Genomic DNA, 12,517 nt, shown 5'->3' on the forward strand with positions numbered 1-12,517 from the left:
CGGCTACTTCTTCTTGGGCTGGACGTAGCCCTGCATCATCCAGACGCCCGGCGAGTTGCTCAGCAGGCCGTCCTGGCCGGACTTCGGGAAATCGGTGAACCGCTTGTCGTTCACGAACTGCACGTTGGTGTAGTCCCAGACCTGGATCACCGGCAGCTGCTGGTTGGAGAGCCGGGCCAGCTGCTGGACGATCTCCTTCTGCTCCTCCGGCTTCAGGACGGTCAGCTTCGCGGTCAGCTCGCCGGGGTTGACGGTGGCGCCGTCCAGGGTGAAGGAGGTCGGGGTGTTGAGCCAGTTGCCCGAGCCCTGGCCGGACTTGTGGGTGACGGTGGCGCCGATCGCGGTGAAGCCGTCGTCCGCGCCGTACAGGCGCTGGAAGGCGGCGTCGGTGCCGGGGCCCAGCGCGGTCAGCCAGAAGCCGACCGGGTACTTGCCGTCCGCCATCTCCTTCTTGTAGGTGCTGAAGTCGGCGGTCAGCGCGGTCTTGGTCGGGATGCCGAAGGCGGTCAGCTGGTTGGCGACGACGGTGCCGCCGGCGATCCAGTCGCTGAAGCCGTTGACGGTCTGCAGGGTGAGGGTCCACGGCGTGCCGTCGGGCAGGTGCCAGGTGCCGTCCTTCTTGGTGAGCCCGGCCCGCTGGAGCAACTCGGCGGCCTTGGCCTCGTCGTGCCGGTACGGGTCGAGCGCGGCCTGCTGCTCGGGGGTGAGCCACTTCTCGGCGACCTTGTCGATCAGGCCGGTGGTGGCCTTCGACGCGGTGCCACCGACCGGCTGGCCGACCTTGGTGACGGCCTCGCGGTCGATGACGTGCGCGAGCGCCTGGCGGACCTCCACCTTGTCGAACGGGGCGACGCCCTGGTTGAAGGCGATCGCCGCATCCACGTAGTTGACGGCGTCGACGCGCCGGTTGCCCGCCTTCAGGATGCGCTGGAGCACGTTGTCGGGGATGGCGGTGAACGGCGCGGCGTCCAGCTCGCCGTTGGTCATGTAGCTCCAGATCTGCTCGTTGCCGGTGTAGTTGCGCACCACCACCTGCTTCGGGCCGATCTTGCCCGCGGCGAAGAAGTGCGGGTTGCGGTCGAGGACCGCGGAACCCGGGTTGACCCGGGTGATGACGAACGGGCCGGCCGAGACGTCCTTGGCGGGGGCGAACGCGGAGACCTTCTTGCCGATCTCGTTGAGCCTGTCGACGGCCGCCTTCGCGGCGTCGGCCCGCCCGGGGTCGGCGCTCTGGCTGGCGTGGATCACGTCCCACACGTCGGCGGGCAGCAGGGAGCCGTACACCGAGGCGGGGACGATCTTCTGGGTGAGCACCAGGCGCGGGAACTGGACGTTCTTCGCCCCGGGCACCTGGCTGATCTCGAAGGTGTGCGGCGCGGTCTCCTTCACCTCCGCGACGTCCAGGCCCTGGGTGAGCAGGCCGGCCCCGACGGTGGCCGAGCCCTGGGTGAGCGCGATGGCCATCGAGGCCCTGACGTCCTCGCCGGTGACGGGCGTGCCGTCCGACCACTTCGCGTCGGGCTCCAGCTCGACCGTGATCGAGCTGTCGGTGACCTTCCAGCTCCTGGCCAGGCCGGGGAAGAAGTCGTTCGGGTCCTGCGGGTTCTTCTTGGTGAAGCCCAACTGCATGGTGTCGTAGCCGAGGAAGGTGTTGCCCGCGGCGTTGAACGGGTTCATCGGGGCGCCGGCCGAGATCGGGTGGTTGCCGTCGATGGTGGTGAACGTTCCGCCCCCGGCGGAGTCCGAGGATCCCGCGCCGGGGGAGCAGGCCGCGGTGGTGCCGAGCAGGAGGGCGGCCGCGAGGGGGAGGGCGGCGCGTCTGGCGTTGTTCATGGGAGCGGGACTCCGATCAACCGGTGCGTGAGGGCGCAGCTGCAGTGCGCCGACCGTAGGAGCCCCTGCCCGCTTTAGTCAATGAGTTACGCGAGAGGTTTGAAGTTCGTAACTCGGCGACTAGCCCGGAGCTGGGGGTTGTTGACGCCCAGTTAGGTGCAAAGCAACGAAAGCGGCGACACGCGATGTTGCAAAACAACGTATCGGGCAGGACGATGACAGAAACCGAGAGGACACCCGATGACCCCGAGCCGTTCCGTCCGCGTCGTGTCGCCCACCGAGCGGCGCAACCCCCGCACCCTCGGCATCGACCGGGCCGACCCGCTCGACGTCCTGCGGCTGCTCAACGCCGAGGACGCCCTCGTCCCCGCGGCCGTGGCCGAGGTGCTGCCCCGGCTCGCGGTCGTGGTGGAGACCACGACCGAACGGCTGCGCGCCGGCGGCCGGTTGCACTACTTCGGCGCGGGCACCTCCGGACGCACCGCCGTGGTCGACGCGGCGGAGCTCGGCCCCACCTTCTCGCTGCCGCCCGGCACCGTCGTCGCCCACCACGCGGGCGGCCCGGCCGCAATGGTCACCGCCGTCGAGGGCAGCGAGGACAGCGAGGAACTCGGCGCCGCCGACGCCGCCGACGTCGGGCCGGGCGACGTGGCGGTGGGCGTCGCCGCCAGCGGCCGCACCCCCTACGTGGCGGGCGCGCTGGCCGCCGCCCGGGCCGCCGGGGCGTTCACCGCCCTGGTCAGCGCCAACCCCGGCGCGCCGCTCGCGCACCTGGCCGACGTGCACATCGCCGTCGACACCGGCCCCGAGGCGATCGCCGGCTCCACCCGGCTCAAGGCCGCCAGCGCCCACAAACTCGTCCTCAACGGCCTCTCCACCGCCGTGATGGTCGCGCTGGGGCGCACCTACTCCAACCTGATGGTGGACGTCTCCGCCAGCAACGCCAAGCTGCGCGGCCGCCTGGTGACCATCCTGATGGAGGCCACCGGGCTCGGCGAGGAGCGCTGCGCGCACGCGCTCGCCGGGGCGGACGGCGAGCTGAAGACGGCCCTGGTCTGCCTGCTGGCCCCCTGCGCGCCCGAGGAGGGCCGCCGCCGCCTGGCCGCCGCCCGCGGGCGGGTGGCCGACGCCCTGGAGGCGCAGCCGATCTGACGCGGGCCGGGTGCGTCCGCGGCGGAGCGGCCCCGGGCCCGGCCCGCCGCGGGCACCGTGGCTAGAGGCGGTGGTTGCGCACCGCCGTGTAGGTGCGCTCCAGGGCCTTCAGCGTGCGGGCCCGGTGGCGCTGGGCCACCCCGACGAACAGGCAGTCCACGACCGTCAGTGCGGCGATCCGGCTGGCCATCGCACCGGAGCGGAAGGTGGTCTCGCGCACCGCCGTGGTCAGCACGTGGTCGGCGTGCTCGGTGATCTCCGACCGCGGGAAGTTGGTGATCGCCAGCGTGGTGGCCCCGTTGCGCCGGGCCTCCGCGAGGACCTCGACGGTGGCCGCGGTGTCGCCGGTGTGCGACACCCCGATCGCCACGTCGCCGCCGCGCAGCAGCGCCGCCGAGGTCAGCGCGATGTGCGGGTCCACCCAGGCGTTGACCCGGCGGCCGATCCGGTGCAGCTTCTGCTGCAGGTCCAGGGCGACCAGGCCGCTCGCCCCCACCCCGTACACGTCTATGCCGTCGGCCGAGGAGACCGCGTCCACCGCCCGCTTGAGGGCGTGCAGGTCGAGCTGGCCGACGGTGTCCTCGACCGCGCGGGCGTCGGCGAAACCGAGCTTGGCGACGATGTCGGCCAGCGAGTCGCGCGGGCCGATGTCCGCGCCGACCGCGCTCCAACCGGCGCTGCTCTCCTCGACGCTGGCCGCCGAGGCCAGGCCGATCCGCAGGTCCGGGTACCCCTTGAGGCCGAGCGTGCGGCAGAACCGCATCACGGTGGTCTCCGAGGTGCGGCACTCGGCGGCCAGCTCGCTGATGGTCTGCGCCGCCACGTTCGCCGGATCGGCGAGCGCGGCCTCGGCGACCCGGCGCTCGGCGGGCGCCAGCGAGGGCAGCAGCGCCCGGATCTGGACGAGCACCGTCTGCGGCGGGCCGCTGGGCGCGGGGGCGGCGGGGCGGGCGGCGGACCTGCGCTTCGGTCGGGTTCCGTCGGCTGCTGTCACGGGGGTTCCTTTGCGGGGATGGTGGGGATGGCGGGGGAGCGGGTCCGGTGCGGGCGGGGTCAGGCGGGTCGGGCGCCGGTCGGGGTCCGCGGACCGGGATCCGGATCCGTCAGAGCCTCGCAGACCGCCCGCCGCAGCGCCACGACCACCGAGGCGTCCCGGCCGAGGTGGACGCCGTTGGTCAGCAGCACCGCCCACGGGCCGCCGGACGGGGCGAGGGCCACGCTGGTGCCGGTGAAGCCGGTGTGTCCGGCGCCGTCGGACGGCCAGTACCGCGCCAGGTGGTCCCAGCGGTCGCCGCGCAGCGTCCAGCCCAGGCCCCGGCGGCCGCCCAGCCCCTCGGTGTGGCAGCGCAGCGCCTCGGCGCGGACCTTCGGGGAGAGGATCGGCGAGTCGGCGGCCAGCCAGCCGCGCTGCAGGTAGCGGGCCAGGTCACCGGCGGTGCCGAACAGGCCGGCGTGGCCGCACACCCCGCCCAGCGACGCCGCGTTCTCGTCGTGCACCGTCCCGACCGGGACGCTCCCGTCGGGCCGGGGCTCGGTGGCGGCGGTGCGCCCGCGCCAGCCGGCGGGCGGCCGGTAGCGGGTGTCCGCCAGACCGAGCGGGTCCAGTACCAGCTCCCGCACGGCCCGGTCCAGCGGAGCCCCGGCCACCGCGCGGACGACCTCGCCCAGCGCGACGAACCCCAGGTCGGAGTAGGCGACCGCGGTGCCGGGTGCGGTGACGAGCGGTTCGGCCAGGGCGGCGGCCAGCCGGCCGGCGGGCCGCCCGGGCCGTTCGTGCAACGGCCGGTGCGGGGGCAGGCCCGAGGTGTGGGTGAGCAGCTGACGCACCGTCACCGCGTCCTTGCCCGCCCCGGTGAACCCCGGCAGGTGGCGCCGGACCGGGTCGTCCAGGCCCAGTGCTCCGGTGTCGGCCAGCCGCAGCACGGCGGGCAGGGTGGCCGTGACCTTGGTCAGCGAGGCGAGGTCGTAGACCGTGTCGGCGGTGACCGGGACGGCCGGGCCGGTCACCGCCGTGCGGCCGAAGGCGTGCACCAGCGGTTCGCCCTCCGCGCCCCAGCCGGTGGCGAGCACCGCTCCCGGCAGGCCGCCGGAGTCGACGGCGGCCGCGACGAGCGCGGCCGCCGCGGCGGCGCGGGCCGGATGTCCGGTTTCCCCGGCGGTGGGGCGGGTGGGCCTCACGGGTCTCCTCCGTCTGCCGGGCGCGCCTGGGCCGCCAGGTCTGGTGGCCCAGGGCGATCGTTGGTAGCTTTTCACCGATTCGAAGCTCAATCATGTTATCAAGCAACAGATGGGGCGGACAGTATGAGGGAAGCCGACCGGCCCCCGCTGCGCACCGCGCGCCATGACGACCTCCCGGACCTGCAACGGATCGTGATCGCGTCGCTCGTCCACGACCCGGATGCTGCAAGGGTGTTGACGCTGCTGTGGGACCTCACGGCGGACCGCCCGGAGTTGCGGGTCGTCACCGAGGCCGACGGCGTCGTCACCGGCATCGCACTGGGGCGACTCGCTCCGCCGACCGGTGACGCGAGGCCCCGGGCCGGACACACCACGCTGCTCGCGGTCGCCCCCGGGCACCGCGGCCGGGGCCACGGCCGCGCCCTGCTGGCCGCCGTCGAGGAACGCCTGCTGGCGGCCGGGGCCACCCGCCTGGTCGTCCGCGGCACCCCGCCGCACTACGCCTGGCCCGGACTCGACATCCGCTACACCCCCGCCGTGTGCCTGGTGGAGTCCGCCGGGTACGAGCACACCGCCGACGCGTTCAACATGCTCACCGACCTGGCCGAGGCCGACCTGGCCACCACCGAGGACGAACGGCGGCTCGCCGCCCTCGGCGTGCGGGTGCGCCGGGCCCGGCCCGAGGACGCCCCCCGCTTCCTCGCCTGGATGCGCGGCTGGGGCGGCAGTTGGGCCGAGGAGGCCGCCACCGCGCTCGCCCACGAGCCGCCGCGCTGCCACGTCGCGGTGCGGGGCGAGGGCGCCGTCGAGGAGTTCGTCGGCTTCGCCTGCCACGGCGTCAACCGCGACACCTGGTTCGGGCCGATGGGCACCGCCGAGTCCCAGCGCGGCCGCGGCGTCGGGGCCGTCCTGCTGCGCCGCTGCCTGCGCGACCAGCGCGAGGCGGGCCTCACCGAGTCCGAGATCGCCTGGATCGCCCCGTACCGCTTCTACGCCCGCACGGTCGGAGCCCGGCTGCACCGGGTGTTCCGCCTCTACCGGAAGGACCCGCAGGTGCCCGTCCGTCCCGCCTCCCCCCTGGAGCAGCGCTCATGACCCTCCCCGGTGCCGCCCCCCGCTCCGCCGCCCGGGCCGTTCCCCTCCCCGGATCCCGACCGCTGCTGGTGCTGCGCCACGACGCCGACGGCCGGGCGGACGGGACGGACGGGGCGGGGCGGTGAGCGCGGCGCAGGACCCGGCCCTGCTGCGGCTCGCCGACGGCGTGCTGCAGCCCGGCTTCACCGGCCTGACCGCCCCCGACTGGATCCGTCGCCGCCTGGCCGACGGACTCGGCTCCGTCCTGCTGTTCGGCCGCAACTTCGCGCCCCCGCCCGACGGCCGCGCGCAGGCCCGGGCTCTGGTGGCCCAGTTGCGCGCGGAGAACCCGGACGTGCTGGTCGCCGTCGACGAGGAGGGCGGCGACGTCACCCGGCTGGAGTGGGCCACCGGCTCCTCCTCGCCCGGCAACCTGGCGCTGGGCACCGTCGACGACGAGGAGCTGACCCGGGCGGTGGCCCGCTCGATCGGCCGTGACCTGGCCGCCCTCGGCATCGACCTGGACCACGCGCCGGACGCCGACGTCAACTCCGACCCGCGCAACCCGGTGATCGGCGTGCGCTCCTTCGGCGCCGACCCGGCGCTGGTGGCCCGGCACACCGCCGCCTGGGTGCGCGGCCTCCAGGAGGGCGGCACCGCCGCCTGCGCCAAGCACTTCCCCGGGCACGGCGACACCGTGGTCGACTCCCACCTCGGCCTGCCGACCGTCGGCGCGGACCTCGCCGCACTCGAACGCGTCGCCCTGCCGCCGTTCCGGGCCGCCGCGGCGGCCGGGGCGCGGGCCGTGATGACCGCGCACATCCTGCTGCCCGCCCTCGACCCGGAGCACCCGGCGACGGTCAGCCCGCACATCCTCACCGGCCTGCTCCGCCACCGGCTCGGCTTCGACGGACTGGTGGTGACCGACGCCGTCGAGATGCGGGCGGTCGCCGACCGCTACGGCCACGCCGGGGCGGCGGTGCGGGCCCTGGCGGCCGGGGCCGACCTGGTCTGCCTGGGCGACCGCGGCGCGGCCGACGAGTACGACGCGCTGCGCCGTGCCGTCGCGCGGGCGGTCCGCGCCGGTGAGCTGACCGAGGAGCGCCTCACCGAGGCTGCCGACCGGGTCGCGGGCTTCGCCCGCTGGGCCCGCGCCCTGCGGGCAGCCGCCCGCGGGGAGACGGCGGACGGCACCGAGGCGGGGACGACCGGTGTCCGGGGGAGGACGAACGCCCTTGGGGTGGAGGGAAGTTCGAGTGAGGACCGCGCGGGCACGTCGGACGCGCCGGGGTCCGAGGGTCGGACGGTGGCGGGTGGCCCCGAACCGGCGGGCGGCGCCCCGGCCCTCGGCCTGCTCGCGGCCCGCCGCGCCCTGGCGGTGACGGCGCCCACCGGCGTTCCGCCGCAGGGCCGCGGCGCCCCCTGCGTCGCCGAGTTCCGGCCGACGGCGACCCTCGCGGTGGGCACCGTCACCGCCTGGGGCCTCGCCGGACCGCTGGCCGCGCTCCTGCCGGGCACCGAGGCGCGGCAGGTGGACCAGCAGGAGGCGGAGGGCGACCCCGACGGCACCGTGGAGCGCCTCTGCGCCGCGGCCGAGGGCCGCCCGCTGGTGCTGGTGGTGCGCAACGCCCACCGGCACGCCTGGATGGACGCGGCGGTCACCGCGCTGCTCGCCCGTCGACCGGACGCCGTGCTGGTGGAGTTCGGCCTGCCCCGGTCGGCGCCGCGCGGAGGGCTCCACGTGGCCCCGCACGGCGCGGCGCGGGTGTGCGCCGAGGCCGCGGCGGAGGCGGTGGCCGCCCACCTGGGGCGCTGACGGTGCGTCGGAAACCTCCGTCCGAGACGGTCGGCACGTGAACCGGCACTGCCGGGGGCGGTAGCGGACCAGTGCGGCCCGCGGCGGTGGGCCCGGAGCCGGGTGCCCGGCCGCGGCACCGATCCCAACAGGGAAGACGCTGTCTGACGATTCGTCAGAACTGGTATTTTCCGGCGTCCTTGAGGTTGGGCGGGCGTGTTGCGCGGAAGGAAATTTTTTGCCCCCACTCTTGCTCGGGGCGTCAATTTCCGCACTACTGTTCCCCGGGCCGGTGCACTCCCCTCCCCGCCCCCCACACCCTCCGCAGGAGCAGCCATGCCGCGCAGCGCGCCGTCGTTCCTGAACCACCGGTCGGCCGTCCTGGCCGCCGCCCTCCTCCTCCCGCTGGGCGCCGCCGCCCTCGGCGCCCCCACCCCCGCAGCGGCCGAGCCCCCGGCCGCCGCGGCGGGCGCACCCGGGCCGATCACCCACCCCGACGCCGACCACCTGGGCTCCACCCTCCCCGGCCGCCCCGCCGCCGGTACGGACGCCCGCCCGTCCACCCCCGACTCCGTCCGGACCCGCCCCGTCCAGCCGTCCGGGACGCTCGCCGCGCCGCCCGCCGCCGCGCTGCCCGCCGGTGCCAGACCGCTCGGCCTCGACGTGGCCGCGTACGAGCCGAACGTCGACTGGGCCGCCACCGCCGCCGCCGGGGCCTCCTTCGCCTACGTCAAGGCCACCGAGGGCACCAGCTACACCAGCCCGACCTTCTCCTCCCAGTACGACGGCTCGGCGGCGGCCGGACTCCTGCGCGGCGCCTACCACTTCGCCCTGCCGGACCGCTCCGGCGGCAAGGCCCAGGCCGACTTCCTCGTCGACCACGGCGGCGGATGGAGCGCCGACGGCACCACCCTGCCGCCGCTGCTGGACATCGAGTACAACCCCTACGGCGCCACCTGCTTCGGGCTGAGCACCTCGGCGATGACCGCCTGGATCCTCGACTTCGGCAACGAGGTCAAGGCCCGCACCGGCCGCTACCCCAGCCTGTACACCACCACCGACTGGTGGCGCACCTGCACCGGCAACTCCGCCGCCGCGGCCGCCTACCCGCTGTTCGTCGCCAACTACACCGGCAGCGCCGCCCCCACTCCCAACGGCTGGACCGGGCAGCACATCTGGCAGTACGCCGACGCGGGCGTCTTCCCCGGCGACCAGGACGTCTTCAACGGCACCCCCGCCGAGCTCCGGGCCTTCGCCCTCGGCACCGGCACCACCACCCCGCCCGCGCCCGCCGCCCCCGCCTGGCCGCTCACCCAGCAGGGCGACAGCGGCACCCGGGTCACCGTGCTGCAGCACCTGCTGAACGCGCACGGCGCCTCCCTCACCGTGGACGGCCAGTTCGGTCCCGGCACCCGCAGCGCGGTCGCCTCGTACCAGAGCGCCGCCGGACTCGGCGCCGACGGCGCCGTCGGGTCGGCCACCTGGCAGTCCCTCACCGGCACGCTGCTCCAGGGCGCCTCGGGCAGCGCCGTCAAGGCCGCCCAGGTCGGACTGAACGCGCACGGCGCCTCCCTCGCCGTGGACGGCCAGTTCGGTCCCGGCACCCGCAGCGCCGCGCAGACCTACCAGACCGCCCAGGGCCTGCCCGCCGACGGCGGCGTGCTCAAACCGACCTGGCTGGCCCTGGTCGCCTCCTGACGGCCCCCACCCGCCGCACCTCCACCTCCGTCCCCCTCCGAGAGGCAGGAAACCACGTTGCGCACCACCCGCCCCCCACGCACCCCGCTGCGCGCCACCCCGGCACGCCTCGCCGCCGTCCTGCTGGCCGCCCTGCTGACCCTCCTGGGCACCGCGCTGCCCGCCCACGCCGCCGCCCCCGCCTGGCCGGTGCTCGCGCAGGGCGCTGGCGGCAACGACGTCGCCAGCCTGCAGTTCCTGCTGCGCCAGCGCGGCCAGACCCTGGTCGCCGGCGGCTACTTCGACGCGCAGACCAGGAGCGCCGTCGTCTCCTTCCAGAGCGCCAACGGCCTGACCGCCGACGGGATCGTCGGCCCGAACACCTGGGCCGCGCTGGTCGTCACCGTCTCTCCCGGGGACAGCCAGGACAACGCCGTCCGGGCGGTGCAGTTCCAGCTCCAGAAGATCGGCTACGACGTGCCCACCGACGGCGTGTTCGCCGGTGCCACCACCACCGCCGTGGACGACTTCAAGGCCGGTCGGCAGCTCACCGGCGGCAGCACCGTCGGCCCCACCACCTGGCAGTACCTGCTCGGCTCGGCCGCCGGGAGCGGCGTCCACGGCGGCTACGCCTTCGTGGTGCCCAAGGGCGCCGTCTCCGGCGGCCGCGACAGCCTGCTCCAGCCGCACCACGACTACCCGGCGGCCGACATCCCGGTCGTCGAGTGGACCGACGCCTTCGCCGTCACCTCCGGCACCGCGCGCCAGAACGGCGGCGCCGGCGACGCCTGCGGCTACGGCCTGGCCATCGACGGCGACGACGGCGTCACCTACCAGTACTGCCACCTCAACAGCCGCCTGGTCGCCACCGGCACCCGGGTGACACCCGGTCAACTCGTCGCCTACACCGGCAACACCGGCAACACCACCGGCCCGCACCTGCACTTCGGGATCTTCCGCGGCGGCGTCTCGGTCTGCCCCCAGCAGATGCTGGCCGCCCTGTGGGACGGCACCGCCCCGCCGTCCCCGCAGTCACTGCCGACCACCGGCTGCTTCTACTGACCCGACCGCCCACGCCCGGGCGGTGCGGCGGTCCCGCGACCGCCGCACCGCCGTCCGCTCCCGCTCGACGTCCCGTCACGACGAACAGGAACCCCGCCATGCGTCTCCTGCCACGCCGCCGCCTCGCCCTGCCGACCGCCGCCGCCCTGACCGCCGCGCTGCTGGCCGTGCTCGCCCCCGGCGGCAGCGCCCCGCCACCGGCGTCCGCCGCCACCACCTCCGCGCTCACCGCCGACCTCGACCGGCTGCTGACCGACCCGCGGCTGGCCGGTGCGACCGCTGCCGTCGAGGTGGTGGACGCCGAGAGCGGCGAGGTCCTCTACGCGCACGACTCCCGGCACCTGGTGCTGCCCGCCTCCACCATGAAACTGGTCACCTCCGCCGCCGCGCTGGACGTGCTCGGTGCCGACCACCGCTTCGGCACGGACGTCCTGGCCACCGGCCGCAGCGACGCCGGCGTCCTGCGCGGCGACCTCGTCCTGCGCGGCGGCGGCGACCCCAGCCTGCTGGCCCAGGACCTCGACGCGCTGGCCCGGCAGGTCGCCGACAGCGGGGTGCGCCTGGTCACCGGCTCGCTGGCCTACGACGCCTCCCGCTACGACGACGTGCCGCTGGGCAGCGGCTGGGCCTGGGACGACGAGCCGTACTACTACAGCCCGCAGATCTCCGCGCTGACCGTCGCCAGCGACACCGACTACGACCTGGGCACCCTCCAGGTCACCCTCACCCCGGGCGCGCCCGGCCAGGCCGCCGCCGTGCAGGTCGTCCCCGCCGACACCGGCGTGCGCATCACCGGCAGCGTCACCACCGGCCAGGCGGGCAGCGGCTACAGCGTCGACGTCACCCGCCGCCACGGCACCGGCGAGGTCGTGCTCTCCGGCAGCCTGCCCGCCGACGGCGGCCCCGACGACGAGTGGGTCACCGTGGACGACCCCGCGCAGGCCACCGCCCGGGTCTTCGCCGCCGCCCTGGCCCGGCACGGCGTCCGCGTCCTGGGCGGCGACCCGGTCGCCGCCCCCACCCCCGCCGGGGCCCGGCAGGTGGCCCACCACGACTCGGCGCCGCTGGGCGACCTGCTCGTGCCGTTCCTCAAACTCAGCAACAACGGCATCGCGGAGCACCTGGTCAAGGAGATGGGCCGGGTCGGCGCCGGTGACGGCAGCTGGCCCGCCGGACTCGCCCGGATCGCCGACTTCCTGCACCGCAACGGCCTCGACCCCACCCCGGGCCGTCAGGCGGACGGCTCCGGCCTGTCCCGCTACGACCTGGTCACCGCCGACCGCTACACCGCACTGCTCGCCTACGCGCGCACCCGGCCCTGGTTCGCGACCTGGTACGAGGCGCTGCCGGTCGCGGGCGACCCCGACCGGATGGTCGGCGGAACCCTGGCCAACCGGATGCGCGGCACCGCGGCGGCCGGGAACGTCCACGCCAAGACCGGCTCGATGAGCGGCGTCAACACCCTCGCCGGGTACGTCACCTCGCCCGAGGGCCGCAAGCTCGTCTTCGCCGTCCTGGTCAACGACTTCGCCGGGGCCGGCCCGCGTCCCGTCATCGACCAGATCGCCGTCCGGCTCGCGGCGGGCCCCGCACCGGCCGAGCAGCTGCGCGCCCAGGTCGAACGCGGCAGCGCCGAGCAGCCGGACGAGCCCGCCGCGCCGTCGACCGGCGGGCACCGCCGCAGCTGGGACTGACCGCCCCGCACCGGCACCTGCCCCCACCAGCAGCCCGCCCCGCACCACGGAA

10 protein-coding genes are annotated in these 12,517 nt (G+C 75.5%); 7 read left to right on the plus strand and 3 right to left on the minus strand.

The features are described 5' to 3' along the window. Positions 1-3: 3 nt before the first annotated feature. Positions 4-1,833 carry an ABC transporter substrate-binding protein gene (locus QSK52_RS30900; protein ID WP_285739517.1) on the minus strand — a complete coding sequence of 610 codons (1,830 nt, stop codon included), beginning with the start codon at positions 1,831-1,833 and terminating at the stop codon, positions 4-6. A gap of 240 nt (positions 1,834-2,073) precedes the next feature. Here QSK52_RS30900 and QSK52_RS30905 point away from each other — a divergent pair, with 240 nt between their 5' ends. Beyond that, complete coding sequence (locus tag QSK52_RS30905; protein ID WP_285739518.1) at positions 2,074-2,985, plus strand: N-acetylmuramic acid 6-phosphate etherase; 912 nt, start codon at positions 2,074-2,076, stop codon at positions 2,983-2,985. Positions 2,986-3,046: 61 nt separating this feature from the next. Here the strand turns inward: QSK52_RS30905 and QSK52_RS30910 are convergent, their stop codons facing one another. Together QSK52_RS30910 and QSK52_RS30915 are read right to left on the minus strand one after the other, a co-directional pair. Beyond that, complete coding sequence (locus QSK52_RS30910) at positions 3,047-3,979, minus strand: MurR/RpiR family transcriptional regulator (protein ID WP_285739519.1); 933 nt, start codon at positions 3,977-3,979, stop codon at positions 3,047-3,049. Positions 3,980-4,038: 59 nt separating this feature from the next. Further along, complete coding sequence (locus QSK52_RS30915) at positions 4,039-5,163, minus strand: serine hydrolase domain-containing protein (RefSeq protein WP_285739520.1); 1,125 nt, start codon at positions 5,161-5,163, stop codon at positions 4,039-4,041. 123 nt (positions 5,164-5,286) lie between these two features. Here QSK52_RS30915 and QSK52_RS30920 point away from each other — a divergent pair, with 123 nt between their 5' ends. The 6 genes from QSK52_RS30920 to dacB all read left to right on the plus strand — a co-directional run bounded on the left by QSK52_RS30920 (position 5,287) and on the right by dacB (position 12,465). Continuing rightward, positions 5,287-6,258, plus strand: a complete 972-nt coding sequence (locus tag QSK52_RS30920) for a GNAT family N-acetyltransferase (RefSeq protein WP_285739521.1) — start codon at positions 5,287-5,289, stop codon at positions 6,256-6,258. Then, positions 6,255-6,383, plus strand: coding sequence for a hypothetical protein (locus QSK52_RS30925; protein ID WP_285739522.1), 129 nt, complete (start codon positions 6,255-6,257; stop codon positions 6,381-6,383). The genes QSK52_RS30920 and QSK52_RS30925 overlap by 4 nt, the downstream gene beginning before the upstream one ends. Next, positions 6,380-8,053, plus strand: coding sequence for a glycoside hydrolase family 3 N-terminal domain-containing protein (locus tag QSK52_RS30930; protein WP_285739523.1), 1,674 nt, complete (start codon positions 6,380-6,382; stop codon positions 8,051-8,053). Before QSK52_RS30925 ends, QSK52_RS30930 begins: the two co-directional genes overlap by 4 nt. Positions 8,054-8,368: 315 nt before the next feature. Next, entirely contained in the window at positions 8,369-9,730 is a 1,362-nt protein-coding gene (locus tag QSK52_RS30935; protein ID WP_285739524.1) for a GH25 family lysozyme, read from the plus strand. Positions 9,731-9,787: 57 nt separating this feature from the next. After that, positions 9,788-10,771, plus strand: coding sequence for a M23 family metallopeptidase (locus QSK52_RS30940; RefSeq protein ID WP_285739525.1), 984 nt, complete (start codon positions 9,788-9,790; stop codon positions 10,769-10,771). A gap of 98 nt (positions 10,772-10,869) precedes the next feature. Next, positions 10,870-12,465, plus strand: a complete 1,596-nt coding sequence (gene dacB, locus QSK52_RS30945) for a D-alanyl-D-alanine carboxypeptidase/D-alanyl-D-alanine endopeptidase (RefSeq protein ID WP_285739526.1) — start codon at positions 10,870-10,872, stop codon at positions 12,463-12,465. Positions 12,466-12,517: the final 52 nt, after the last annotated feature.

It is taken from the genome of Kitasatospora phosalacinea, from assembly GCF_030268885.1.
Lineage (GTDB): Bacteria > Actinomycetota > Actinomycetes > Streptomycetales > Streptomycetaceae > Kitasatospora > Kitasatospora phosalacinea_C.